This is a genomic window from Paenibacillus sp. BR2-3 (assembly GCF_046529485.1).
Lineage (GTDB): Bacteria > Bacillota > Bacilli > Paenibacillales > Paenibacillaceae > Paenibacillus_AQ.
The window spans coordinates 31179-55704 of record NZ_CP126311.1 but is presented as its reverse complement, the minus strand read 5'-3'; the positions used below and the strand labels follow the sequence as shown (position 1 = coordinate 55704).

General features: G+C 50.7%; 25 protein-coding genes. 1 reads left to right on the top strand and 24 read right to left on the bottom strand.

What is annotated here, in order from left to right; genetic code table 11:
- Positions 1–129: 129 nt before the first annotated feature.
- The 14 genes from spoIIE to pth form a co-directional block, all read right to left on the bottom strand.
- On the bottom strand, positions 130–2637 hold the full coding sequence (gene spoIIE / locus PaeBR_RS00265) for a stage II sporulation protein E (RefSeq protein ID WP_410512972.1): 2508 nt from the start codon (positions 2635–2637) through the stop codon (positions 130–132).
- 347 nt (positions 2638–2984) lie between these two features.
- The gene (locus PaeBR_RS00260; RefSeq protein WP_410512971.1) at positions 2985–3494 is read right to left on the bottom strand and encodes a S1 domain-containing RNA-binding protein; all 510 of its coding nucleotides are present in this window, start codon (positions 3492–3494) and stop codon (positions 2985–2987) included.
- A 123-nt stretch (positions 3495–3617) separates the two neighbouring features.
- A complete protein-coding gene (locus PaeBR_RS00255) occupies positions 3618–3953 on the bottom strand; it encodes an FtsB family cell division protein (protein ID WP_410512970.1) in 336 nt (111 codons plus the stop codon).
- A 21-nt stretch (positions 3954–3974) separates the two neighbouring features.
- Positions 3975–4538: a spore cortex biosynthesis protein YabQ gene (gene yabQ / locus PaeBR_RS00250; RefSeq protein WP_410512969.1), complete on the bottom strand. Its 564-nt coding sequence runs from the start codon at positions 4536–4538 to the stop codon at positions 3975–3977.
- On the bottom strand, positions 4535–4819 hold the full coding sequence (yabP, locus tag PaeBR_RS00245) for a sporulation protein YabP (protein WP_410512968.1): 285 nt from the start codon (positions 4817–4819) through the stop codon (positions 4535–4537). Before yabP ends, yabQ begins: the two co-directional genes overlap by 4 nt.
- 154 nt (positions 4820–4973) lie before the next feature.
- Positions 4974–5252 carry an RNA-binding S4 domain-containing protein gene (locus PaeBR_RS00240; RefSeq protein ID WP_410512967.1) on the bottom strand — a complete coding sequence of 93 codons (279 nt, stop codon included), beginning with the start codon at positions 5250–5252 and terminating at the stop codon, positions 4974–4976.
- Positions 5252–5524: an HU family DNA-binding protein gene (locus tag PaeBR_RS00235; protein ID WP_410512966.1), complete on the bottom strand. Its 273-nt coding sequence runs from the start codon at positions 5522–5524 to the stop codon at positions 5252–5254. The genes PaeBR_RS00240 and PaeBR_RS00235 overlap by 1 nt, the downstream gene beginning before the upstream one ends.
- A 274-nt stretch (positions 5525–5798) precedes the next feature.
- On the bottom strand, positions 5799–7295 hold the full coding sequence (gene mazG / locus PaeBR_RS00230; RefSeq protein ID WP_410512965.1) for a nucleoside triphosphate pyrophosphohydrolase: 1497 nt from the start codon (positions 7293–7295) through the stop codon (positions 5799–5801).
- Between the two features lie 154 nt (positions 7296–7449).
- Positions 7450–9078: an oligosaccharide flippase family protein gene (locus PaeBR_RS00225; protein ID WP_410512964.1), complete on the bottom strand. Its 1629-nt coding sequence runs from the start codon at positions 9076–9078 to the stop codon at positions 7450–7452.
- 133 nt (positions 9079–9211) lie between these two features.
- Entirely contained in the window at positions 9212–9754 is a 543-nt protein-coding gene (gene spoVT, locus PaeBR_RS00220; protein ID WP_410512963.1) for a stage V sporulation protein T, read from the bottom strand.
- 297 nt (positions 9755–10051) lie between these two features.
- A complete protein-coding gene (locus PaeBR_RS00215; RefSeq protein ID WP_410512962.1) occupies positions 10052–11110 on the bottom strand; it encodes a peptidylprolyl isomerase in 1059 nt (352 codons plus the stop codon).
- Positions 11097–14621 carry a transcription-repair coupling factor gene (gene mfd, locus PaeBR_RS00210; RefSeq protein WP_410512961.1) on the bottom strand — a complete coding sequence of 1175 codons (3525 nt, stop codon included), beginning with the start codon at positions 14619–14621 and terminating at the stop codon, positions 11097–11099. The genes PaeBR_RS00215 and mfd overlap by 14 nt, the downstream gene beginning before the upstream one ends.
- Before the next feature lie 134 nt (positions 14622–14755).
- Positions 14756–14986, bottom strand: coding sequence for an anti-sigma-F factor Fin (locus PaeBR_RS00205; RefSeq protein ID WP_410512960.1), 231 nt, complete (start codon positions 14984–14986; stop codon positions 14756–14758).
- A gap of 83 nt (positions 14987–15069) precedes the next feature.
- Positions 15070–15630 carry an aminoacyl-tRNA hydrolase gene (gene pth, locus PaeBR_RS00200; protein WP_410512959.1) on the bottom strand — a complete coding sequence of 187 codons (561 nt, stop codon included), beginning with the start codon at positions 15628–15630 and terminating at the stop codon, positions 15070–15072.
- 114 nt (positions 15631–15744) lie between these two features.
- Here pth and PaeBR_RS00195 point away from each other — a divergent pair, with 114 nt between their 5' ends.
- Positions 15745–15945, top strand: a complete 201-nt coding sequence (locus tag PaeBR_RS00195; RefSeq protein WP_410512958.1) for a hypothetical protein — start codon at positions 15745–15747, stop codon at positions 15943–15945.
- A gap of 81 nt (positions 15946–16026) precedes the next feature.
- Here the strand turns inward: PaeBR_RS00195 and PaeBR_RS00190 are convergent, their stop codons facing one another.
- The 10 genes from PaeBR_RS00190 to rnmV form a co-directional block, all read right to left on the bottom strand.
- Positions 16027–16980 (bottom strand): ribose-phosphate diphosphokinase, encoded by a 954-nt coding sequence (locus PaeBR_RS00190; RefSeq protein WP_410512957.1) that lies wholly within the window; start codon positions 16978–16980, stop codon positions 16027–16029.
- 112 nt (positions 16981–17092) lie between these two features.
- A complete protein-coding gene (gene glmU / locus PaeBR_RS00185) occupies positions 17093–18493 on the bottom strand; it encodes a bifunctional UDP-N-acetylglucosamine diphosphorylase/glucosamine-1-phosphate N-acetyltransferase GlmU (RefSeq protein WP_410512956.1) in 1401 nt (466 codons plus the stop codon).
- A gap of 236 nt (positions 18494–18729) precedes the next feature.
- Positions 18730–19017 (bottom strand): septation regulator SpoVG, encoded by a 288-nt coding sequence (gene spoVG, locus PaeBR_RS00180; protein ID WP_020425826.1) that lies wholly within the window; start codon positions 19015–19017, stop codon positions 18730–18732.
- 190 nt (positions 19018–19207) lie between these two features.
- On the bottom strand, positions 19208–20035 hold the full coding sequence (purR, locus tag PaeBR_RS00175; RefSeq protein WP_410512955.1) for a pur operon repressor: 828 nt from the start codon (positions 20033–20035) through the stop codon (positions 19208–19210).
- 106 nt (positions 20036–20141) lie between these two features.
- Complete coding sequence (ispE, locus tag PaeBR_RS00170) at positions 20142–20996, bottom strand: 4-(cytidine 5'-diphospho)-2-C-methyl-D-erythritol kinase (protein WP_410512954.1); 855 nt, start codon at positions 20994–20996, stop codon at positions 20142–20144.
- 150 nt (positions 20997–21146) lie between these two features.
- On the bottom strand, positions 21147–21323 hold the full coding sequence (locus PaeBR_RS00165) for a small, acid-soluble spore protein, alpha/beta type (RefSeq protein WP_410512953.1): 177 nt from the start codon (positions 21321–21323) through the stop codon (positions 21147–21149).
- A 148-nt stretch (positions 21324–21471) separates the two neighbouring features.
- Positions 21472–21747 carry a biofilm formation stimulator Veg gene (gene veg, locus PaeBR_RS00160; RefSeq protein ID WP_410515020.1) on the bottom strand — a complete coding sequence of 92 codons (276 nt, stop codon included), beginning with the start codon at positions 21745–21747 and terminating at the stop codon, positions 21472–21474.
- A 238-nt stretch (positions 21748–21985) separates the two neighbouring features.
- Positions 21986–22885, bottom strand: coding sequence for a sporulation peptidase YabG (yabG, locus tag PaeBR_RS00155; RefSeq protein WP_410512952.1), 900 nt, complete (start codon positions 22883–22885; stop codon positions 21986–21988).
- Positions 22886–22955: 70 nt separating this feature from the next.
- Complete coding sequence (gene rsmA / locus PaeBR_RS00150; protein ID WP_410512951.1) at positions 22956–23840, bottom strand: 16S rRNA (adenine(1518)-N(6)/adenine(1519)-N(6))-dimethyltransferase RsmA; 885 nt, start codon at positions 23838–23840, stop codon at positions 22956–22958.
- Positions 23837–24388 (bottom strand): ribonuclease M5, encoded by a 552-nt coding sequence (gene rnmV / locus PaeBR_RS00145; protein ID WP_410512950.1) that lies wholly within the window; start codon positions 24386–24388, stop codon positions 23837–23839. The genes rsmA and rnmV overlap by 4 nt, the downstream gene beginning before the upstream one ends.
- Positions 24389–24526: the final 138 nt, after the last annotated feature.

Here is a 24526-nt window from a genome sequence, read left to right as displayed (position 1 = left end):
TATCCACTCTCCCTCGCCTCGTTTGAATCCTCTATCTCTATCATTTCCAGAGTTGAGAGATTTCAAACGGTCAAACGGGATGGGTGGCTATATGAGCAAGCGAAAGCCTAAATGATGTGAAAAGTTTCTTCAGCTCACTGTCCGGGGACGCTCCATCCGCGAAAGGCCGGGCACATGCAGGTTGGACCATTCCGGGCGGAAGTGATCCAATCGGCTGACAACAATCGTCATGTCATCATGAATTTCGTTGCCCTGATAACGGATAACCTTATCGAGCAGGCTGTCCGCCAAATCCTGGGGATCATTTCCTTCAAGCTCCTGGATTAATCTTTTCATCCATATCTCCTTATTAACGGCATATCCCGGTGCATCATAAATTCCATCGGTCATCATTATCAAAATGTCACCCGCTCGCAGCTGCATGCTGACCAGATCGACCTCTATATCCTTTATGATGCCGATGGGCAGATTGCTCGCGGTTACAGGGATGACTTCACTGCCCCGTTTGATGAAACTTGGAGCAGAAGCAATCTTCATAAAGGTGGTCTGGGCGGAATACTGGTCGATCAGCGCCATATCCACGGTCGCATAGAACTCTTCCGGCGAACGCAGCAGAAGGATCGAGTTGACCGACTTTACCGCAAGCTTCTCATCCATGCCCGACTGCAGCAGCTTCTCCAGCATTCCGAGCGCAGCGCTGCTCTCCATCCGCGCTCTCTCCCCGTTGCCCATTCCGTCACTGATGGATACGGCAAATGTGCCGTTTCCGAGCTCTACCCTGCTGAAGCTGTCCCCCGACAGCATATCCCCGCCTTTGGCCGCAGCCGCCACACCAGTATTCACTTCAAAGGCTTTGGCCGAGCCGAAGGTAACCATAGACAGCCCTTCCCGGGGATGTACCGCTGTCTCACTCGTTACAGCAATATTCTCGTCGAGAATGTCGGACAAGAGCGGGGCGATCATTTTACGGCACTCGTCAAAACCGCGGGTATAAGCATGCATCACTTCAATCTCGACATGTCCAGGGTCCAGACACATGATATCTATACTATGGATGGACAATCCCAGCTTCTCGAGCGCCTCGCGGATCTGGGCTTCCTGACGGTACATGACCTGACTTTCACGTTTGATCTCCCGGGCAAGATCCTCCATCACCTGCGACACCCCGGACAGCTGTTCCGCCACAAATTGCCGGCTGTCGTATATTTGTGTTTTCCACCGCATATCATGCTGGTATAGGCCATACTGACTCTTCATGACCTCAAGCACCTCCCCCGTCTTGCCGCAAATCCGGTTCCATTCCGGCGGAAACTGGGCAGCGGTAATATCCGGGCATTCCTCCACGGTGGTCATCATATCGGTCATATATCTGTAGGTTTGATAGAATTTCGTATCCCAGCAATGGGAACGCCGGATGCAGCCCTTACAGGCTTCTTCTGTGACCGCATTCATAAAATGCTCCAGCTCCCGGTCCGATTTCCCCGCTTCTCCAGCACGGGGGATCTGGCCAAAGCTGCTCGACAACTGCTGGAACACCTGCGAGAACTGTGTTACCCTCTCGGCAGTCAGGTCCCTTACCCGCCTGGCATATTCATGTTGGGAGCGACTATGATCGACCGTGCCAGGCACGTATTTGGCGATCGTGGATATGAGAGCCCGCGGAGTCAGGAGAAACAGCAGCACTGCTATACTGGTCTCCCAGGTAGAGGCCATCATATCACCCGGACCGCTGAAATACACGGAAAGGATGCTTGAACCCAGCAGCATGCCAATGGACACCGCACCTTTTCGCCCCCCCTGCATCATACCGGCCAGCATACCGGAAAAGGCGAGAAGACTCATCTGATAGATGGCACCAATGTCAGCCAGGCTTAGGATAAGACCGGTTACGACGCCGACAGAAGCACCGAGCGGCGCACCGCCCGCCATGGCAAAAATCAGGATCAGATAACGTGATAATATATGCTCCAGCGATAAGCCGTTCACAGACCAGCCCACAAGCCCCGTCATGACGGAAGCAAGCAAAATAATCAGGCAGAGAATTTCCTCATTCCGCAGCACCCGGCTTTTCTGCCTGTAGGTCAGCAGCGGAAGAGCCTGCAAAAATACAAGGGTCAGCACAAATCCGAGGAGCGCATCCAGGGTCATCATCATGAGCGGATACCAGGTAAAGGAAGGTCCAATGACCGTCTGGAACAGCCCTATCATAAACGAGGAGACGAACACCATCATCGGCGCATAGGAGAGATCCACCCGCTGGAATGTCTCCAACCCTTTATAGAGAAGGAAGAAAATAATCAGCTCTGCAGCAATAACCAGCCCTCCCGGAAACGGAGTAAACAGGCTTCCAGCTATTATCGCTACGGCTACAGGGAGAATAGAATCTCTGCGAATAAAAACAATGACTGCAAAATAAGCCGCCGCGAATGGGGACAACTCGTCCAATATCATCGCTCTCCCCAGTAGAAAACCCATAATGGTCAGCAGGAACATCCATTTCTTTGAGACTAGAAGCTGGAGCGCGCTTTGTCTTTGACCCCAGGCTTTGATTCGTTGTCCCAGGGTTTTCTCTTCGTCCTCACTATAGCTTCCCGCTCTTGTCCATTCCGGCAAATTGACCACATTGCTTTTATTCATTCCCCAAGCACCACCCGTTTTAGAATTTATGGTTCTCATTATAAAACGGCCCGTTTGCGAAAGTTTGTCAGAACGGGAGGGGGAATCACAAAAAAATTCCGACAAAAAAGCCTGCGCCGACAAGTCTCGGGAAAGCCTCTTCATCCCTTACGGGGCAGTCTATTAATCTACTTCAGGGACGCTCCAGCCTTTTGGAATGACAGATATTGTAACATCCATTCGCCAGCGATTGCCCCAAAGTGATGTGAGAATGGCATGGATGCTGTCGGCAATTTCTTTTTTCGCGACAAAAAAACCGCATGAGGCTAAAAGCCCCAGCGGTTATTTATGATGTGCAATATTAAGTTTTATACGCGCTTGGCCCCACGGCCTCCGCGCTTGCCTTCAGTGTTCTTCTTAATCGAAGATATCCGTTCTTCACTGTCTTTCAGGAAGCGTGACATTTTATCCTCGAATGAAGGTTTACCGGCCGCAGGCTTGAAAGGACGCCCACCCCGTTCACGATTGAAACCACCGCCGCCACCGCCGCCACTTCCGCTGCCACCACCGCCGCCGAAACGGTCTCCACCGCTTGGACGATCTGGTCTTGGTGCTCTTGGCGGACGTACTTCCGATGCGGGCTTATCGACAGCCTGCTTAATGGATAGTCCGATCTTACCGTCCTTGTCAACGTTGATCACCTTGACTGTTACTACATCACTAATCTTCAGATGATCATTAACATCCTTGACGTAATTATCGGCGATTTCCGAGATGTGAACGAGACCTGTGACACCTCCTGACAGATCCACAAATGCTCCGAAATGCGTGATGCCTGTCACCTTGCCTTCTAACTTGGTGCCCACTTCAATTGCCATAGAATAAAATGATCCTCCCTTAAAAATATACAGACGAATATTATAGTCATACAGTCTGCGGTGATTTGATTATACAGTAAAGAGCAAAGCAAGGCAACAGAGTTGACGCCCCTTTTGGCCGCTTTATTCCTGTGATTGTTCCGTTCGAATTGGAAGTTCGCCCTCAGGGTAGATATTATACCACTTGCGTGCCAACTGTCCGATATACTCATCATCATTCAGCCTGGATACTTCATATTTCAGCTGAGTCAAGGATTTGGTAACATTCTCATTGCTCTCCTGCTTCTTCGCCAGCTCGTCTCTTTTGTCGGCAATAAGCGCACTCTGAGCAAAGAAAATAAATCCCGCCCAGCCAAAAAATACGGCCACAACAAGAAACCATATGAACTTCCGCCTCTTTGCGCCTGCGGCTAAAGACTGTACGTGGTTATTCTTCTCTTCCGCAGAGAATCTGCTCATCTTAGCCCCTCCACTTCAAGGTCAGCGTTTCCATAGTTTGGTCAAAAATTGAGAACCTCTCACGATCCAAGGTTTGGCTTTGAGCCGGGGCAGCCAGGACGAAATCCATCTTACAGGCATCACCCATAGCGGCTTCGTCAGCCACCGCAGTAATTTCAGTACTGACAGCAGCATACGGCCCACCAGCTGGATAATCCCTAAAAATAGACGCCAAAGCCAGAGCAGCGGCAGTCCGATCACTACGACAATAAACCGCCACAGCAGTCTGCACACATATTGAACCGATTGAATTAACATTACCACAAAACGCCGTATCGTGACACTGAAGATCAAAAAATAGATCCATACTCCCAGAAACAACCCCAGAAAGGCATAGAACCGCAGTTGACCCTGATTGCCGGCATACAGCATACGGAACACAAATAGTGCGGCTGCAATCCAGTAAAGCAGATCGAGTGCGGCATTCAGCCATCTGGCAAAATGCAGTTTCAATGACAGCACCCGGTAGCTGTCATAAGCCAGTCCCATCGCCCCGCCTGCGAGCAGCATATACAGCAGCGTCACCCACTGAACCCCTGGATTCATTTGAACAGCTTGCCGATAAATCCTTTGTTTTTGCCCTGCGACCCCGGATCAAGATAAATCAGGGAATGGACGTTGCCCTCCAGGGACAAAATCCCGTTCTCCAGACTCAAATTTTTGATATGTAAATGGTTTCCGCGGATGGTAAGATGGCCGAGTTCTGTCCGCAGCAGAAACTCCTCGCTGTCGAAGCTCTCCACATTTTGTACACCTGTCAATTCCAGCTGCTTGCGGCTGTGCATATGCAAATCATGCTGCTTGTTCACTTTGCCTGGCTCGATCATAGCATGTACCCCTCCTCCCTGGTCCTAATCTATGCGGAGGAGAGCTGCTTTAGAACATGTCATTAAAGAACAGAATGCATACGGGTATGGAGAAAAAGCGCACCTCTACATGATGTAAAGGTACGCTTTCTCTTTGGTCTTCCGCAGATAACGGTTACCAGTCCAGGCCGCTGCTTTTGGCAATCGGCTCTTCCCTCAGCAGTGTGTACATACCGGCCGCTTCATCCTTGCGGGTGGTTTCGACCAGCTTCTCCACTTTGACCGTTACCAGCTTCTGACCGAACTGAACGGTGATCTCGTCGCCGATTTTCACCGTACTGCTCGGTTTGGATTCCCGTCCGTTGATCAGCACCCGGCCCTGTTCGGACACATCCTTGGCCACCGTACGGCGCTTGATCAGGCGGGAAACTTTCAGGAATTTATCAAGACGCATTAGTTGACTGCTTCTTTAAGCTTGTTGCCAGCCTTGAAGGCCGGTACTGTAGATTCAGGAATTTCAATCGTTGTGCCCGTTTGCGGGTTACGGCCTGTACGCCCGGAGCGCTTGCGCGTTTCGAAGGTGCCGAAACCGATCAGTTGGACTTTGTCACCGCTTGCCAAGGCTTCGGTAATCTCGCCCAGAAAACCATTCAATACGGATTCTACGTCTTTCTTAGCCAAACCGTTTTTCTCGGAAATGTTGTTAATCAGATCTGTCTTGTTCATAATTTGAAGTTCCTCCTAGGATACAAAAAATAAATGAAACGGTGATCGCAGCCCTGTTCAGACGCAAATCCTCATTTCGTCTTTATGATATTCTTGATGCCGTTCCAAATTCCTGCCACAACTCGTCATTTTTTACATAAAAACATCCAGCGGCGTATTTCTATGTAACCGGGCTGAATCATCCCGATGTTAAATCATGACACTATTACATTATAAACCGCTATCACTACTTTAAATCAAGGGTTTTAACTTAAAAATAGAATAACAGACAAAGTTAAGCCCGTTCCTTGCGCTTGGCTTCCTGCCACAGCTCTTCCATCTCATCCAGATTGCTGTCCTGAAGATTCTTGCCCTGCAGCTCAAGACTTTGCTCAATATACCGGAACCGCTGCACAAACTTGCGGTTGGTGCGGGATAAGGCCTCCTCCGGATCAGCTCCGATGAAACGTGCGGCGTTCGCTGCTGCAAACAGCAAGTCCCCCAGCTCCAGAATCTGCTCCTCTGCGGGTGCGCCAGTATCTACCGCCTCCTGCAGCTCATCCAGCTCCTCGCGGATTTTCGATATCACATCACCGATGTTGTCCCAGTCAAAGCCAACCTTGGACGCCTTCTTCTGAAGCTTATAGGCTTTCATCAGCGCTGGCAGGTCACGGGGAATACCGCTGAGTGCAGACTGAGTCTCCGGCTTCAAGCCTTTGCGCCGTTTCTCCTCCGCCTTCATGCCTTCCCAGTTCTGAAGCGCCTCTTCGGCGTTACCCGCATCCTTATCCCCGAACACATGCGGATGGCGGAAGATCAGCTTGTCATTCAGCCCTTGAATAACATCAAAGACATCAAAGGTGCCAACCTCCTCCTCCATCTGGGAATGGAGCATGATTTGCAGCAGCAGATCGCCCAGTTCCTCTTTCATATGCTCCGGGTCATCCTCATCTATCGTTTCCAGCACCTCGTAGGTTTCCTCGATCAGATTCTTGCGCAGCGATTCATGCGTCTGCTCCTGATCCCAAGGACAGCCTTCGGGGCTGCGCAATATACTGACGATTTCGTGCAGGCGGGCAAAGGTACGTCTACGGATGTCCCCCTCAAGGTTCGCGGGAATATAAATAAGGGACAGATTGCCGTAGCCTGTCAGGCGGTCCAATTCATACAAGGGAACCGTATGGATCTGCTCCTCGTTCTCTACTCCAAGCGCATGACCGATAACCACCTCATAATCGGCGGGATACACTTCCATCAGGCACAGTTTCGTCTCCGAGGCGGTAAAGGCATCGTATACTTGGCCGATGAGCGTATGCATCTCCGGCTGAAGCTGGGATCGGCGGATTCCGGAAGCATCCAGAAGCTGAAAGCCTTCAATCGGATCAAAGCCCAGCCGTACGAAGGCTTCATCCAGAAAGCTCTCACCCCCCAGTATATTTAAGGTTATCCCGGTTTCAGGGCAGCGGTTGCGGAGCAAAGAAACTGCCGATTCAGCGACCATAGGATGTCCGGGGACAGCATAGACAATCTCTGTTCCCGCTTCCGCCGAACGCGCTTCCCTGATCAGCCTTTCAGCAATGGCTTCATACACCTCAGGGAAGGAGGATAACGACTCGTACAGACCGTCGAAGGATTGGGATACTACGCCAAGCTCCGTAAGTGCCGCCATGACGGGATGCTCCTTCGTCCGCACGTAGACGACGGAGGCCTCCTTCAGCTTTTTGACTATTCCCAGCGTTAGCCTGTCCGGATTGCCCGATCCAAGGCCCACCACGGTTAATGTTGCACTCATGCCTGTTTCTCTCCTTTGCCCGCCTCTCCTTCAAATAGAAGGACTGCGGGGCTTGTAATGATTACTTTATAAGCTGCAGCCGCCTTGGAATGACACGCAGTAAAGATTAGGCTAATAAACCCTGGAGCAGCCGCCGTTGAAGCTGGACGCCGGCCTACGGGAACAGGCGCAGCTTCTTCATGAGCTTCGCCAGGGACGGGCCGATGCCCGGCAGCTGGCGGAGCTCGTCCTCGCTGAGCAGCCGCAGGGCGACAGCGCCAGCGGCAAAGACGGCGCAGCCCGCCGTCACGCCGAGCAGGCTCTGCGCCAGGCTCGCGGCGCGCCCGCCCGCCAGGCCCGCTGCCGCCAGCAGCGCGTCAGCGCCCCAGCTGGCCGCGGCGGCCGCCAGGCCCAAGCCCGCGACGAGCAGCGCGGGCTTGGCCAGAACATCTGCGGGGCGAAGCCGCAGACGGGCTTTACGGCGCAGCAGCAGCACGCTCAGGGCTGCTGCGAAGAGATGCGCGGCCACGCCGGCGATGGCCGCGCCGGTAATGCCCTGCTGCGGGACGAGCAGCAGGTTGAGGGCCGCCTTGAGCAGCGCGGCGGCCAGCAGGTGCAGCGCCGGCGCGCGCACGAAGCCGAGGCCCTGCAGCAGCGCGGCGGAGATGATGCTGACCGTACCGCCGGCGGCGGTGAAGGCCAGCCAGGCCATCGCGCCGGTGCCGGCAGCGTTGCCGTACAGCGCCACGTTAATCGGCTCCGCCAGCACCGCAAGTCCAACCGAGGCCGCCAGTCCCAGCAGCCAGAACCAGCGCAGAGACAGCCTGCAGCGGATCTCGATCAGCTTCGAATCCCCCCTGTAGTTCGCCTCTGCCAATGCAGGTATAAACACTACAGACAGTGAAGTCGCCAGCATGGTTACAAGCTGTACTAGCGGTAAACCGCGGTTATATACGCCAAATTGGACCATCGCTTCCCGCTCGTTTCCGCCTGCTGCCAGTAGTCGCGGCAACGTAAACACATCGACCAGCCCAATAAGCGGCACAGCAAGCGCCCCTAGCATTACAGGAACCCCATAAGACAATAGGCGCCGAGTCTTAACAACCTGACTTAGAAGATCTCTGCCCACCCGGCCTTTTGCAGACCCCTCCATACGGACATGGTGACGCCGCCAATAGAGCAGCATCATGAAAAGTCCTGCTATGCCGCCGCCGGCCGACCCCAGCAGGGCACCTGCAGCAATTGCCTCTGCTCCGGCCTCCCTTGAAGTCAAGTGAAGCAGGAGGACGATCATAACAGCCACACGTACGGACTGCTCAACAATTTGCGACATCGCTGTCGGCACCATATTATGCAGACCTTGAAAATAACCGCGCAGCGCAGACATTACCGGGACAAACACCAATCCCCATGCGGCGGTCCGCAGTGCAGCAATAATATGGGAGTTGCCGATCCATTCAGCAATTAGCGGAGCTCCTGTATAAGTGACGATGCCCATAATTACACCGCTTAGACCGGTCATAACCGCAGATTTCAATAATATCTGCTGGCCTGCCTCCTTCCGTTCTCCCGCTGCCGCCTCTGCGACAAATTTGGAAACGGCGACCGGCAGTCCGAGCATGGCAACCGTTACAAACAAGGTATATAAGGGGTATACAGTGTTGTAAATACCGAATACGGCATCCCCGCCCAAATTCTGCAGCGGGATTTTTTGCAGCGTACCTATCAGTTTTGAAATAATGGCTGCAGCACTAAGAATAAATGCTCCCTGCAGCAGCCGGGAGGCTTGTGTTGAAGGTTTCATAAATATACCTGCTTCTAGGGCTATAATGGGATGGATTTCTATATTATAACGTATGAGGGCCCCAGACAACAAAACTCCCGCCTCCTTATGGGCTGCAAGACCCAAAGAGAAGCGGGGCATTGTACGAAAGATACTACTGCTCCATTTGTTTTCCCAGGAAAGCGGCCGCCGTCTCAGCCATCTTTATTTCCATTTGAGACATTTTGACTGCCTCATCTTTACTCATCATCACTACAGAGCCAATCGGGTCGCCGCCGGAGATAATCGGTGCAGCCACATAGGAGGAAATGCTGTCCTGATGGTCTTTAGTGATTTCATAGCTGCCGCTGTTTGTTTCCAATACGGTTTTGCGGCTGTCCATACAGGTTTCCAGCAGTACTCCCACCTGCTTCTCCAAATAATCTTTCTTGGAGCCGCCAGCCAGTGCAATGAAGGTGTCACGGTCAGAAATCATGGTTACATGTCCGGTGCTTTCGTAGAGGGACTCTGCATATTCCTTGGCAAAATCCCCAAGCTCCCCAATCGGGGAATACTTTTTCAGTATAACCTCACCGTCACGATCCACGAATATTTCCAGCGGATCACCTTCACGGATACGAAGTGTTCTTCTGATTTCTTTGGGGATAACTACTCGTCCGAGGTCATCAATACGGCGTACAATTCCAGTAGCTTTCATTTACATGTTGCCCCGCTTTCTTAAGAAGTATTGTCTGACTACTGTCCAAATGGGAAGAATAATCCCAGTGATTCATCATGAAATCTGACCCTAGTATTCAACGGTTTCCAGTTCCTTATACATAACATTACTTGTATAGAATATCTCCCCAACGTATAGCCCCCAAAGAAACGTAATAAATGCCACAATAAATAAAAATTTTCAAAAAAAATACCACCCATTGGGCGGTATTTCAGGAGAGGAGCCATACCCTGCTACTTCTCAGGATAGGGCTTGTCCGTCTAACGAAATGGCGTATTATTTGGCAGCTTCCGTTGCCGCCGGCGCTTCCGCGCTTGGAGCAGCAGTAGGCTCAGTTCCGCTATTCGTCGTTCCCGATTTGTCTACAGCTGCAGAGCTTTTCGGCAGATTGATTTTTTCTACGATGCCATCCAGGTCCTTCTCCAGAAAAGATTCAAGACCGGCGGAAGCGAGGGAACTCTTAATTCCTTCCTTCTGCTCATCCGTCAACTGGTCGAAGGTTTTCTCTGTCCGTGATTCCACCTTAAGGATGTGATAGCCGTAAGTGGTCTCTACAGGATCACTGATCGTGTTCAGCGCCAGCGTTTGGGCGGCCTTTTTGAACTCTTCAACATAAGTTCCAACAGCCTTATCCGCATATTTGCCGCCCGCATCCTTAGAACCGGTGTCCTCCGAATACTTTTTGGCAATTTCAGCAAAATCCGCTCCCCCGTCCAGCTTGGTCTTAACCTCCTGAGCGAGCTTCAATGTTTCTTCCTTGGTACGTTCTTTACCCTCGGGATCAGTGAATTGGATAAGCACATGCCGCAGAGTAGCTACCGTAAAGTCGCCCTTCGTAGCTTCAAACTCCTTCTTCACTTGATCATCCGTTACTTTAAGCAGCATGTCCTGATAAACGGTAAGCACGCGGACCATATACCCCCGGATGTCATCCTCCGTAATGTCCTGCTCCTTCAATGTGCTCTCGTAGGTATCACCCAAACCGGATTTCAACGAAGCAACCTGAATATCCGCTTCCTTCTCTGCCTCTTTCTTCGCTGCATCCGTTGCTTTGGCGGCGAGATACTCGAAGGCAACCTCCTGCTTCAATATCGACTCTTTAAACGCATCAATCTCCAAATATTGAGCCTGCTCGGGAGAAAGGAATTTCATGATCCGCTGATCCAAATTGAATTCTTTCTCTGTGATGGTACCGCCTTTATAGGTCGCTACGGCCGTACTATTATCTTCGGCAGTGTCTTTATTGCTGCTGCATGCGGATAACATAGAGAAGGATACCGCAGCAGCCACAGAGACCAGCAGCACCTTCCAGGATTTTGAATTATTTAACGACATTGTGTAATTCTCCCTTCGATTTAAAAGACTGTTTGACTTCCTCCAGAAATTGTTCGAGCAAGCCAAGCAGCTCCTTATCACTAAGTCCTTTAGACTTCACCCGGATCGCCGCTTTCGAGTCCCTCTCAAATTGTACACGTCTTTCAAAGCGATTTCCAACTTTTGCGAGCTTAGCCGTATCAAAGGCTGCAGTGCGTCCCTCATAAAAATTCAGGGTGACTTCTTCTCCCCGTCTGACCATGGAATCAATGCCGTACATTTTACCGTATACCTTCAGGCGGGCAACAGACAACAGGTTGTCAACCGCCTCCGGCAGCTCCCCGAAACGGTCCAGCATTTCATCCGCCAGCTCCGCCGCCTCATCAAATGAGGTTACCGCCGCTACCTTTTTATAAATCTCAATCTTCTGAATACTGTCATAGATGTACTCGGACGGCAGGTAGGCATCTATTGCCAAATCAATGACCGTGTTGCCCTCCTTGAGCGAGGTATCCTCCTCACCCAATACCGTTACTTTGCGCTTGCGAATTTCCTCGGCCAGCATTTGCGAGTATAGATCAAAACCTACTGAAGCAATAAATCCATGCTGCTCCGCACCGAGCAGATTACCCGCTCCACGAATGGAGAGATCGCGCATGGCTATTTTGAACCCGGACCCGAGCTCCGTAAACTCCTTGATGGACTGAAGACGTTTCTCCGCCACTTCCGTCAAGACCTTGTCCCGCTGGTACGTGAAATAGGCATAGGCAATCCGGTTGGACCGGCCCACCCGGCCGCGCAGCTGATACAGCTGGGACAATCCCATTTTATCCGCATCATGGACAATGAGTGTATTAACGTTCGGGATATCCACACCCGTCTCAATAATACTTGTACTAACGAGTACATCATACTCCCCATCCAGAAAATCAAGAATCGTCTTCTCCAGCTCGGATTCCGACATTTGGCCATGCCCGATGCCGACCCGTGCTTCCGGAACCAGCATTGATATTTGCGCAGCCATTTCCTGGATTCCCTGAACCCGGTTATAGAGGTAATATACCTGTCCGCCGCGCGCTAATTCACGCTCTACGGCCTCACGGGTAAGGGTCTGGCTATGCTCCACAACATACGTCTGTACAGGAAAACGATTCTCCGGCGGCGTCTCAATAACTGACAAATCACGTACGCCCAGCATCGACATATGCAGCGTTCGCGGAATCGGGGTCGCAGTAAGGGTCAGAACATCCACGTTGGTCTTCAGCTTCTTCAGCTTCTCCTTGTGGGTTACACCAAACCGTTGCTCTTCATCGACGATCAGCAGCCCAAGATCTTTGAATACCAGATCCTGCGACAGCAGACGGTGTGTCCCGATGACAACATCTACCGTACCCTGCCGGACGCCCTTAATTGTTTCGTTCTGTTCCTTGCGGCTGCGGAAACGGCTGAGGACCTGAATATTAATCGGATAATTAGCGAAGCGCTCACGGAAGGTCTCATAATGCTGCTGGGCCAAAATAGTCGTAGGCACCAGCACCGCCACCTGCTTGCCTTCAATCGCTGACTTAAATGCGGCACGAATGGCTACCTCTGTCTTCCCGTATCCCACGTCACCGCAGAGAAGCCGGTCCATCGGACGGTTCTGCTCCATGTCCTTCTTGATTTCTTCTATGGCGCGGAGCTGATCGCGAGTTTCCTCGTAAGGGAAAATTTCCTCGAACTCATGCTGCTCCTGAGTATCCTTCTCAAAGCCATAACCTAGGGCACTCTGCCGCTCAGCGTACAGCTTAATGAGGTCATCAGCGATGTCCTGCACGGAAGAGCGGACCTTGCTCGTAACTCTTGTCCATTCATTTCCACCCAGCTTGTATACCTTAGGCTCCTTGTCTTCTGAGCCTACATATTTCTGAATCAGGTCTATCTGCTCAATCGGTACAGAAAGCTTGTCGCCCCCGGCATACAGAATATGCATATAATCACGATGAATTCCGCTGACCTCAAGCGTCCCGATACCCATGTATTTGCCAATACCATGGTTTTGATGAACTACATAATCGCCAATTTTCAGCTCCGTGTAGCTCTTTATGCGCTCGGCATTATCGATACCCTTGGATACTTTGCGGGCCTTACGCTGTTTTTGGGAGAACATCTCGCCTTCGGTAATAACCGCCAGGTGAATGGAAGGCAGCTCAAAACCCGACCCCAGGTTTCCCTGAATAATGGTTGGCTCTTCAATTCCATAGTCATAAAGCACTCTGCGGACACGTTCGATCCGCTCCTCGCCATTGGCCAGCATGATGACCCGTACACCCGACTTGTGCCACCGCTCCATCTCGGACTTCAGCACATTCATTTGACCATGGAAATCCTGCATGCCACGGCTAATAAAGCCCAGAATGTTCTGAGGCTGAACATGGGGAACCTGCCGCAGGAATATAGACATAAAAAGACTTTGGAACGGACGGCGGTACATGACGATATCACTTTCAACTGAGAGATTCAGGTCCGGCAGGGTTTTGCCATTCTGCAGAAGATGCAGGTTCCACTCCGACTCATCACGTTCAAGCTGTTTCGCCGTTTCCAGCAGCCGGGCCGGCTCGTCTAGAATAAGCAGTGTATCATCCATCATGTAATCGTACAGATGAGAGCGTTCAGGATAAAGCAGACTGATATATTTATAAATTTCCGGAAAATAAGTTCCTTCCCGCAGCATTTCCAGCTCCCGGCCCATTTCCTCACGCAGTCGAAGCTTTGCCTGGCGGTCCGTCATTTTCTCCAGCTGCCGCTCCAGCATCGATGCCGCTTCTGAAGCTGCATGCTCCTGCCGGGCTCTATCCCCGATAATCTCTTTGGAAGGTGTCAGCGTTACGCTGCGGACCTTGTCAATGGAGCGCTGATCGCCAGGATCAAACGTACGGATCGAATCGACTTCATCGTCGAACAGCTCCACCCGATAAGCGAGGGGAGAGGTCATTGGATAAAAGTCAATGATGCCGCCGCGGACACTGAGCTCACCGCGGTTCTCTACGCGTTCTACCCGCTCGTAGCCCATATTGATCATGGACGTCAGAAATTCATCAAGAACCAGCGTGCCATCCTGGGAAACTGTAATTTGCGCCTGGGCCAAGATTTGCGGTGAGGGCAACAATCTGCGGACGCCCGAATACGGAACTACAACAATTCCACGAAAACCCTGCGAACATTTGGTCAAAACATCAATACGCTGCGCCAGTGTCTCCGGACTTGAGACAGCAGCCTCGGCAGCTACCAGCTCATTGGCAGGATAAAGCAGCACACGCTCCGGAGAAAGCGCTTCCTGTAGATCTTCGGCCATTTTCTGGGCTGAAAACATATTATGAGTGACTACGAGCAGCGGACGGGCAGTTTCCTCGTGCAGAGCCGCAAGCATAATCTGCCTCGCGGAGCCTGACAAGCCCGATATCAGTTGTTCTTTCATTCCTGCAGCAACACCCCGTGTTACGGACTGAAAATCGGGGTCTTTGGAAAACGCTTCTATAAGACCTTGCAACAAAAGGCGCACCTCTTTTACTAGACGGGCCTGACGGCAATACTGCCGCCACCCCTGTCATTATTAAAATCGAAAAGAAGCCTCAGCTGTGAGGCCAAGGCTTGCGGATGACGATAAAGACAAGCACCGCCTCCACCTTACTGAAGCGGACTGGCCAGCAGGCTAAGCTCCGGATTGTTCTCAAAGGCCTCTTTGCAGTAATCACAAGTTACCTTTACCGTAGTTTCGCCATCTGAATCATACGCAATTATATCTCTGCGCTCCGCAGGGGTCAAGGAATGTAGGCCGAGCTGCATTTCCGTAGCATCACTTTTATTAATGCTTCCGAGAAATGTCCGGCAGTGCCTGCAAACATAGTTTATTGCCATCTATATGCCTCCTGAAGATAGTATATACCTTCATTATGCCCTCTTGCTCCTGCCTTTAGCCTCAATCTGTCAAACTCCCACCGTTAACCGTTAAACTTGGCCATTGTCTGCTCAAAGGTGTGATGGAGACTGAATTCAAGCGCATCACATGAATCGGCAAGCATAGATGTAAGTTTGTCTCCTTCCTTCTTAGGGAATGAAGATAGTACATAATCCACTACTGCGAACCCCGGCTCAGGGCGGGATATGCCCATACGGATTCGATTGAAGGATTGGGTGCCCGTATGCTGAATAATGGATTTGATTCCGTTATGGCCTCCGGGACTTCCTTGATATCGCAGGCGGATCTTCCCGATTTCCGTATCAAGATCGTCATAAACTACGATCATGTCCTCAAGCATTACTTTGTAATAATCCATGTATGCCCGAACCGCTTCACCAGAAAGGTTCATAAACGTCATCGGTTTGATCAGCACGGTTTTGACGCCGTCAATAACCCCTTCACCGATCACGGATTTGCATTTGCTCTGGTTAAAGGCAATACCGTGTCTGCCCGCCAGCTCGTCCAAAGCCATAAAGCCAACGTTGTGCCTTGTTTTGGAGTACTGCGAGCCCGGATTTCCTAATCCGATAATCCATTTCATGAACGAACCTTCCCTTTCCATTAGACTCTCCGGCAGGAGAAGCCCGTTTTTGGTACAATAATAGTATTAATAACCTCATTGACCGAATATACTCCGAAGACAGGTGATGAACTTATGTTACATCAGGGTGAGATCTTGACGCTTCAACGCCATTTTCAACACCACATTCAGTATGCCGTGCCTGTGGAAGTATACAGGGGCAATGTCCATATTGACATCGGCGTGCTGACAGCCGTGGATGACAGCTTCGCTGAACTTCAGGGGACACTCTATAACCGTAAAGTGTTCACCTTTATCTCACGGCCCGGCTACTAAGTGAATGCATCCACCGGCATCACGCCGACAAGGGTTACATCTCCATAAACGGAGGTGTAACCCTTCTATATTTTCAGCAGCTTATTCGATTTCGAACAACTTACTGATGGATAATTCCTCATGTACGCGGATAATAGCCTCGCCCATAAGCGGAGCCACAGACAGCACCTTTAGCTTGGAGGTTGGGTTTTCGCTCCGGATTGGAATCGTGTCCGTCACAATAATCTCTTTAATCGGAGAGTTCTCCAGACGCTCGTGGGCAGGACCGGACAATACCGGATGCGTACAGCAGGCATATACTTCCTTCACGCCGCCTTCCATCAAAGCATTGGCTCCCAGCACAATAGTCCCGGCCGTATCAATAATATCGTCAATTAGAATTGCCGTTTTGCCTTCAATATTACCGATAATGTTCATGACTTCACTGACATTCGGCTCCGGACGCCGTTTATCAATAATCGCCAGTGGAGCGTTCAGGAAATCAGCGAGCTTTCTTGCACGGACAACGCCGCCGTGATCCGGAGATACTACAACAGGGTTCTGAATTTGTTTGGAACGGAAATACTGGGCCAGAATTGGCACGCCCAATAAATGATCTACCGGGATATCGAAAAATCCTTGAATCTGCATGGCATGGAGGTCCATCGTAATCACACGGTGAGCGCCTGCCTTCTCAATCAGGTTGGCTACCAGCTTGGCCGTAATCGGATCGCGTGAACGGGCTTTGCGGTCTTGACGCGCATAACCATAGTAAGGAATAACAACATTGATGCTCTTGGCAGAAGCACGTTTCAAGGCATCTACCATAACAAGCAGTTCCATCAGGTTGTCATTCACCGGACCGCAAGTGGACTGCACAATGTAGACATGACAGCCCCGCACGCTTTCCGACAGCTTAACCTGGATTTCTCCGTCACTGAAGCTGGCGGTATGGGACTCACCCATGGGAATGCCGATGTAATCAGCAATTTGATGGGCAAGCTTCGGATTGGAGTTACAGGTAAAGATTTTTAATTTGGAATCACAATAAGTCATAAAATTTAAACCCTCCGTGACGGAATTTAACTTTCCAAGCCTCGGAAGCATATGCTCCCTTACAAGGACGGCGCAGCCGTTTCTTTTTGATCCGGCGCTTTATAGCAACGCTTTACGATGGACTTGACTGGTTTTTCTTCGCTTTCGCGCGGGAGCGAATCTTCTCCGCATATCCCGGTTTGTTCTCTTGCCGTACTCTGGCAATTGCAAGGTCATTCTCTTGAACAGAACGGGTGATGGTTGACCCGGCTACAACGAAAGCCCCTTTGCCAACTGTGACCGGAGCAACAAGGTTCACATTGCTGCCTATAAAGGCATCATCCTGGATTTCCGTCAATGCTTTATTATATCCATCATAATTGACGGTAATTGCACCACAGCCAATATTCACATTTCGGCCGACGGATGCGTCTCCAACGTAACTCAAATGCGATACTTTGGAGCCGTCACCAATGGTAGCATTCTTCACTTCTACAAAATCACCGATTTTGACCTCTTCCCCAAGCACAGCACCCGGGCGTAAATAGGCAAAAGGCCCAACGGTAGTCCGTGCGCCGACTTGAGCCTGGTTCAGTACGGAATGCTTGATCACTGCTCTATCCATGATGAGGCAGTCTTCGATTTCACTGGAGGGTCCGATGACACAGTTATCGCCAATCACGGTCTTACCTTTAAGGAACGTTCCTGGATAAAGAATTGTATCTGCTCCAATAGTTACATCTGCACCTATATAAGTGGACGCAGGGTCAATAATAGTCACGCCACCCAGCATATGATTACGATTAATACGCTGACGCATATGGCCTTCCGCTTCGGATAATGCCAGACGGTCATTCACGCCAATCGACTCCGCGGCATCCTTCGCCTGATATCCTAGGACGATTTCGCCTTCTGACCGGAGTATGCCAATAACATCCGTCAAATAATACTCCTGCTGGTTATTGCTGTTGGTAACCTTCTCCAGAGCAGCAAACAACTTGGCATTATCAAAACAATAAGTGCCGGTATTAATCTCGCACACGGCATCTTCCTCCGCAGTGCAATCCTTCTGCTCCACGATCTTCAGAACCCCGCCGTCTTCACCGCGTATTATCCGTCCATAACCCGCCGGCTGTTCCATAACAGCAGTCAGTACGGTTGCGGCTGCACCACGCTGCTCATGCAGAGTCATAAGTCCTTCCAGTGTTTCCGTCGTTACGAGCGGCGTATCTCCGCAAATAACAATTGTCGTGCCTTCTTCATTGCCTAGCAGTTCCTTCGCTTGTTTCACGGCATGGCCGGTACCCAGCTGCACTTCCTGCAGCACATATTCCGCCTTCTCGCCCAAATAAGCCTGAACCGCTTCTGCGCCGTGTCCAACGATGACAATGCTGCGCTGGCATCCGGTTGCTTGTACTGTATCAAGCACGTGCCCTACCATTGGCTTATCGCAAACGGGGTGCAGCACTTTGTATAATTTAGATTTCATGCGCTTGCCTTGACCTGCGGCAAGAACTACAGCCATTCTTTTCAAGAATGCCAACCTCCTACTCTTGAACTCACTACTGAATATATCTCATTCCGGGCAAAAAGAAAAGAGAACCATTAATCCATGGTTCCCTTTTCTTCGAACCCCAATAAGAAAAGCATTTATCGCTGCCCTTTCGAAGATGTCTTCAAATCCTTCATTAGCGGTAGCTTTTCTTGCAAGATCAGGCAGCAATTCAAGAAGTTTACACCGCCCGAAGGGCAGCAGCCTTCCGAGAAAGCTTAAGCTCCCTCTTCAATAACTTCTTCTTCTTCCGTTGCGGCGCGGTCGTACTCGGCCAGAACTGCGGATTGAATCTTCTCGCGTGTTCCCGATGAAATCGGGTGTGCGATGTCGCGGAATTCGCCGTCCGGTGTACGTTTGCTGGGCATTGCAACAAACATCCCGTTGTTACCGTCAATAACCCGAATGTCATGAACAACAAACTCGTTATCGATGGTAATGGATGCAATTGCCTTCATTCTCCCCTCAGAGTTGACGCGGCGGAGTCTGACATCCGTAATTTGCATGTGTGTGTTCACCACCTTTTTCCATCAGAGACTTGGTGTATAATTCCACACAGCAAAGCGAATTCCTTCTTTTCGATTCCATAAAATGCCTGTAAAAGAAGAATATTTTGGGGATACCATTGGTTTCGACATAAATCGGGGACTTGTTTCAGGATCCCCTACCTTTTCGACATATTTCCTTATTCCTGCCCTAGGTCGAGAAATAGTTTCCGGGGTGGGCAGAGATGCGCTTTTCTTTAGAATCGACCTCTCCCAGTTTCACTAGAGATACATAATCATGAAGCAGCCGCTCTTCCCATTCCACAGCGCCTGATTCCACTAATACACCTACACCCGCCACTTGCGCATTGAATTCACCGAGTAAATCAACCATCCCGCGCACCGTTCCGCCCGCCTTCATGAAATCATCCACGATGAGCACCCGCGATTTTTCTTTAAGGGCCCGTCTGGACAGCGACATCGTATGAATACTCTTATGTGAGCCGGATACATAATTGATGCTTACAGCCGACCCTTCCGTCACCTGATGATCCCGGCGTACCAGAACTACCGGTAGGCCCAACTGGGCAGCAGTCGCATAGGCAAGTGGAATGCCTTTTGTCTCTACAGTCATTACGGCATCTATTTCTACTCCGTAGAAAGCGGTGGCAATAATCTTTCCGGCCTGCTCCATCAAGGAAGGAAGGCCCAGAAGGTCTGACATATACAAATATCCGCCAGGCAGGATCCGGTCGCTCTGTTCCAGCTGCACGCATAACCCGCGGACAAAAGACAGCGCACCGTCTTTAGGCATACCCGGAATGAATCGCACACCCCCGGCCGCACCGGCAAATGTCTGCAGTTCTCCCATTCCCTCGCCTTCGAACACTTCTTTTATAATGGCTAAATCCTCACTGATGGACGATTTGGCCGCTCCGTATCGATCAGCAAATGTAGATAATGGTAACAGGATGTGCGGCTTTTCAAGTAAAAAATGGGTCATGTCCACCAAACGCTGACTTCTTTTTAGTTTCTTCACGGAATGCTCCTCGCTAAAACCGAATAATATAGAAAAATATATCACTTTTGTACGGGTTTATACAAGAAGAAACCGCTTCGCCGTCCTATATGTCAAGAGAAACCTACTAAGTCAGCATCCGTACAGCATACACCTCTTTACAAAATCCACGGAGCCCGTTGTAAATTCTGGCCACCTTGGATTGCTTGGATACCAGTCCGAATACGGTAGGTCCGCTTCCAGACATAAGCACTCCGTCCGCGCCTAATTTGATCATGGCCTCCTTAAGCTGCTGCACTTCAGGATACAGCTTCAGGGTCACATCCTCCAGCACGTTGCCGAGCCTGTCGCACACACCTTGGAAGTCCCCATCCTCGATAGCCTCCCGCATCAGGCGGGAGGAAGGATGTACGGTAATGCTGCTGCTGCGCAAGCGTCCGTACACTTCCGCAGTCGACACATTGATCGGCGGCTTGGCCAGCACTACCCAGCACTGCGGCGGGCTTCCGATCGGCGTCAGTTTCTCACCCCGGCCCGTGGCCAGAGCGGTTCCTCCGGTGATACAGAATGGCACGTCCGAGCCCAGCTCGGCGCCAAGCTCCAGCAGCTCTTCAGCCGGAATACCCAAGCGCCAAAGACGGTTCAGACCGCGCAGCGTAGCCGCGGCATCACTGCTGCCGCCGGCCAGACCGGCAGCTACCGGAATTCTTTTATCCAGGTGAATATGTACGCCGCTCTTTACATCGTAACGGTCTTTAATAAGCCTGGCGGCCTGAAATGCCAGATTCTTCTCATCCAGCGGAATATAGCCGGCCTGACTTGATATGATAATCGAATCCCTCGGCAGTTCCGACAGCTCCAGACGATCCGCCAGATCCACCATGGTCATAATCATTTCTACCTCATGAAAGCCATCCGGGCGCTTATGCAGCACATCCAGCATTAGATTAATCTTGGCCGGCGCTTTTTCATACATCTTCAAGGCGTTCACCCACCTTCAACTTTTCCCTCAAAACAACTTAACATATTATATGAGAAACTCGTACCTAAGTCCATTCTAAAGTAAAACCTGAAAAAGAACACCGCTCTATAAGCCGGTGCCCGTTCATTCCTGACCTGGACAAATGCGTAATTACGATTTACGTGCGGCTTGCTCGGCAAGCTGAATCGCTCTTTTCACCATATTACCTGCATCCTGTGCCCTGATTCCGCCCCAGCCCTCACGTTCTACCGTTTCATAGAAACCCAGTTCCTTTGCCAGCTCCGTCTTCAGCTCTTCGGACATCATGCCCCGTCTTCTGCGGCTCATTTCGGAATTCCTCCCTTGCGGTAATGGATGATGAACGTAATACCCTGTTAGTATGGTTGCTGCCCAGCAGAATCATGCATGAGGACAACCGGAGTCCATACAAAAAAAAAAAAACAGCCTTCCCGAAAGGAAGACTGCTTCTGAATCATTAAGCTTTAATATACATAATCCGCATCTGTCCGTCATCTTCGCAGACTGTGATTTCCACAGATTCAGTAAGTATATCGGTATAACTGTAGGAGACGCGTTTGAATGTTTGCTGCTCCTGGTCAAGTTTGACAATAAATACAGAAGGGTACGTTTCTTCCAGGACACCGGTACGTTCGACGGTTTTACGGCGACCACCGTTTGCACGTAACGTAATCTTATGACCGACATGAGCTTCGAGACTGCGTTTAATTTCCAACAGCGCGTTATTAGCCATTACCTGACGACCACCTCTTTCCTTGTCCATTATACCTCTTTTCACAATCACTGTCAAATTAAATAAATAATTATAGATGATGTAAAATTGGTTGTCAACGGGATTTTTTTATTGATTAGAAGGAGATTAATAATATCATTGTTATCTGAAGTCGGCCTCTATGTAAAATTACAAAAATAAGAAAGGAGGCTTCGGGGGCCCTCCTTTCTTGGAAGATCAGGAATCCAGCTTCTTGAGATCAGATCACAGATGGCTTTACCTTAAGCGTAGCCAGATTCTGCAGTCTGGGCATGCCGATGCGGAAGCTGCCGCGGGTCTCAATTCCGCCGACCCCCTGATTGCCGCTAATAGTATGGTTCAGGACATCATTCAAATTAACCGTATCGCGTATAGAGGTAAAAGAGGCTTTTGCTGCTACGTACACCGGGTCTAACGCATGTATCAGAATCCGCCCCGGAGAGCTGGCAAAGTTGGCCCCGGCCCCCAGCAGCGCCTCGAAATGCGACTGGCAGGCACCGGCTACAATGGTCAGAGCATCAAAGTGCCGCTCATAGTCGCGTGCTACCTGGATAGCTGATACGAAATTCTGCGAGTTTTTATAACTGCTTAAACTAAACAGATCATAAACCTGCTGCTTCAGCACTCCGTCATGACCGGTAATGACCAGGATATCCGGACGCACACGGGGAAGCAGTCTGTACAAGGTCTCCGCCATTGCCGATTCGCGCACATGATGGCCCTCGGCAGGAATCCGCAGCTGCTCATACAAGCTGAGGCTTTTGTTTAAATAGGCAGGGTCCCCGTCAAGATGCAAGACCTTCCCCGGCATCTCGAAATAGGCTGATTCTTTAGGGGCCTGCTGAGTCCATGCGCCAACCGCTGCTCCTAAACTGCGCTGGCTTTGTTCCTGCCGGTCCTTCTGCAGCAGGGTCAGCGATTCCCTTGCTTTAATCTGCGCTCGTTGCCCCCGCTCTGTAATGCGGGTAGGAGGCACTTGAATCAAGTCGTCCAGCGGAGAGTCCGCCAGCAGACGGAACTCAGTCCCCTTGATGACGGCCTTATTCTGCACCATATGCTCCACGCGAAAAGTCACATCACCGCCATAAGATTTACGAACGACCAAGTCACCCAAATTCATCAGAACATCACCTCTACCCCATCGTATGGGTAAAAGTCATGGTTGGTTCATCTTCCTGCATGTTTTTAGCCTAAGCAATTCCCGCAGCAAGCAGTACCTCACTCAGACGGGCATATTCTGCAATACTAAGCGTTTCACCGCGGCGTGTCGGTTCTATACCGGCTTCCGAAAGCAATGACTCCAGGCGCTCCCGTCCCTCCTGCGGGAAGTAACGTGCCTTGAGGTTATTGGCAATCGTCTTGCGGCGCTGGACGAAAGATGCCTGCACCACCTCAAAGAAGTGCTTCTCATCGGCAACCTCCACTGGAGGGTGTTCCCTAACCTTGAGGCGGATTACTGCCGATTCTACATTAGGCTGAGGAATAAAAACCGTCTTCGGCACCTTACAGACCAGCTCCGGCTCACTGTAGTATTGCACAGCGATGCTTAGACTTCCGTATTCCTTCCCGCCCGGTGATGCCGCCATCCGTTCAGCGACCTCCTTCTGAATCATCACGACAATGTTCGCGAGGGGCAGCTTCTCCTCCAGCAGTTTCATAAGAATAGGTGTCGTCACATAATAAGGGAGGTTAGCCACTACACTAACTCTGTCCACGGCTGCAAAATCCTTAGCGAACAGCTCCTGCAAGTCCACCTTTAACACGTCATCATTGCGTACCTTAACATGGGGATAGGGTGACAACACATCCCGCAATATCGGGATCAGGCGCCGGTCGATCTCCACAGCGGTAACTGCTCCGGCAGTCTGGGCCAGACGCTCGGTCAGAGCTCCAATTCCCGGGCCAATTTCCAGTGCTCCTGCACGGCTGTCCAATCCTGCGGCGTCTACTATTTTGTCCAGAATATTTTGATCAATCAAGAAATTTTGACCCAGACTCTTTTTGAATGAAAAATTGTAGCGCTGGATGATTTCCTTCGTTCTTTTCGGGGATGATATGTCCTCTCTGCCGTTCATGAAGTGAGGCCTCCTTGTTCTATTTGGTCGAGAGCCTGGGCAAATTCCTCCCGCGTAATGCCAAACATCGCCAGCCGTTTATACAGCTGTTTGCCGTTGCAATATCCGATTCCAAGCAAATTTCCCAAAGCCATTCTTCTTTCGGCAGCCTCGGCGTGAACCAGCATTCCTGCGGCCATAAGATCATCAATCCCTATAATAGGCTGAGATCCTTCAAAAGCGGTGTGGACATGTGCCAGCGCGTGGCGGATCGCCTCCGGCGAAGCGTTCTCTACACCGATATCTCCTTTGCGGGTAGCATCCTTTTCGGGAATAAAAGCATGCTTGCAGCCCGGTACTTTAGCAGAGACGATTTTTCGTATCCGCTCTCCCGCATGATCCGGGTCCGTCAGAATAATGACGCCCCGCCGTTCCATAGCCAGCGCAATTTGAGATATCACGCTTTTATTCACTGCTGAGCCGCCCGTCTCAATGGTATCCGCCTCTACTGCCCGTTTGACAGCGGCTGTATCGCTTTTCCCTTCAACGACTATCATTTCCTTAATCATAAGTATTCTTCCCTTCAGCATAGCTCAGTACAACGCAAAAAGAAGAGGATTCGCCCCTCTTCTTTTTGGCTAAAGAATGTATAAGTGATGAGCGATAGCTCTGCGATAATCTTGACGTTCCTATTCTGCTCTCATCAC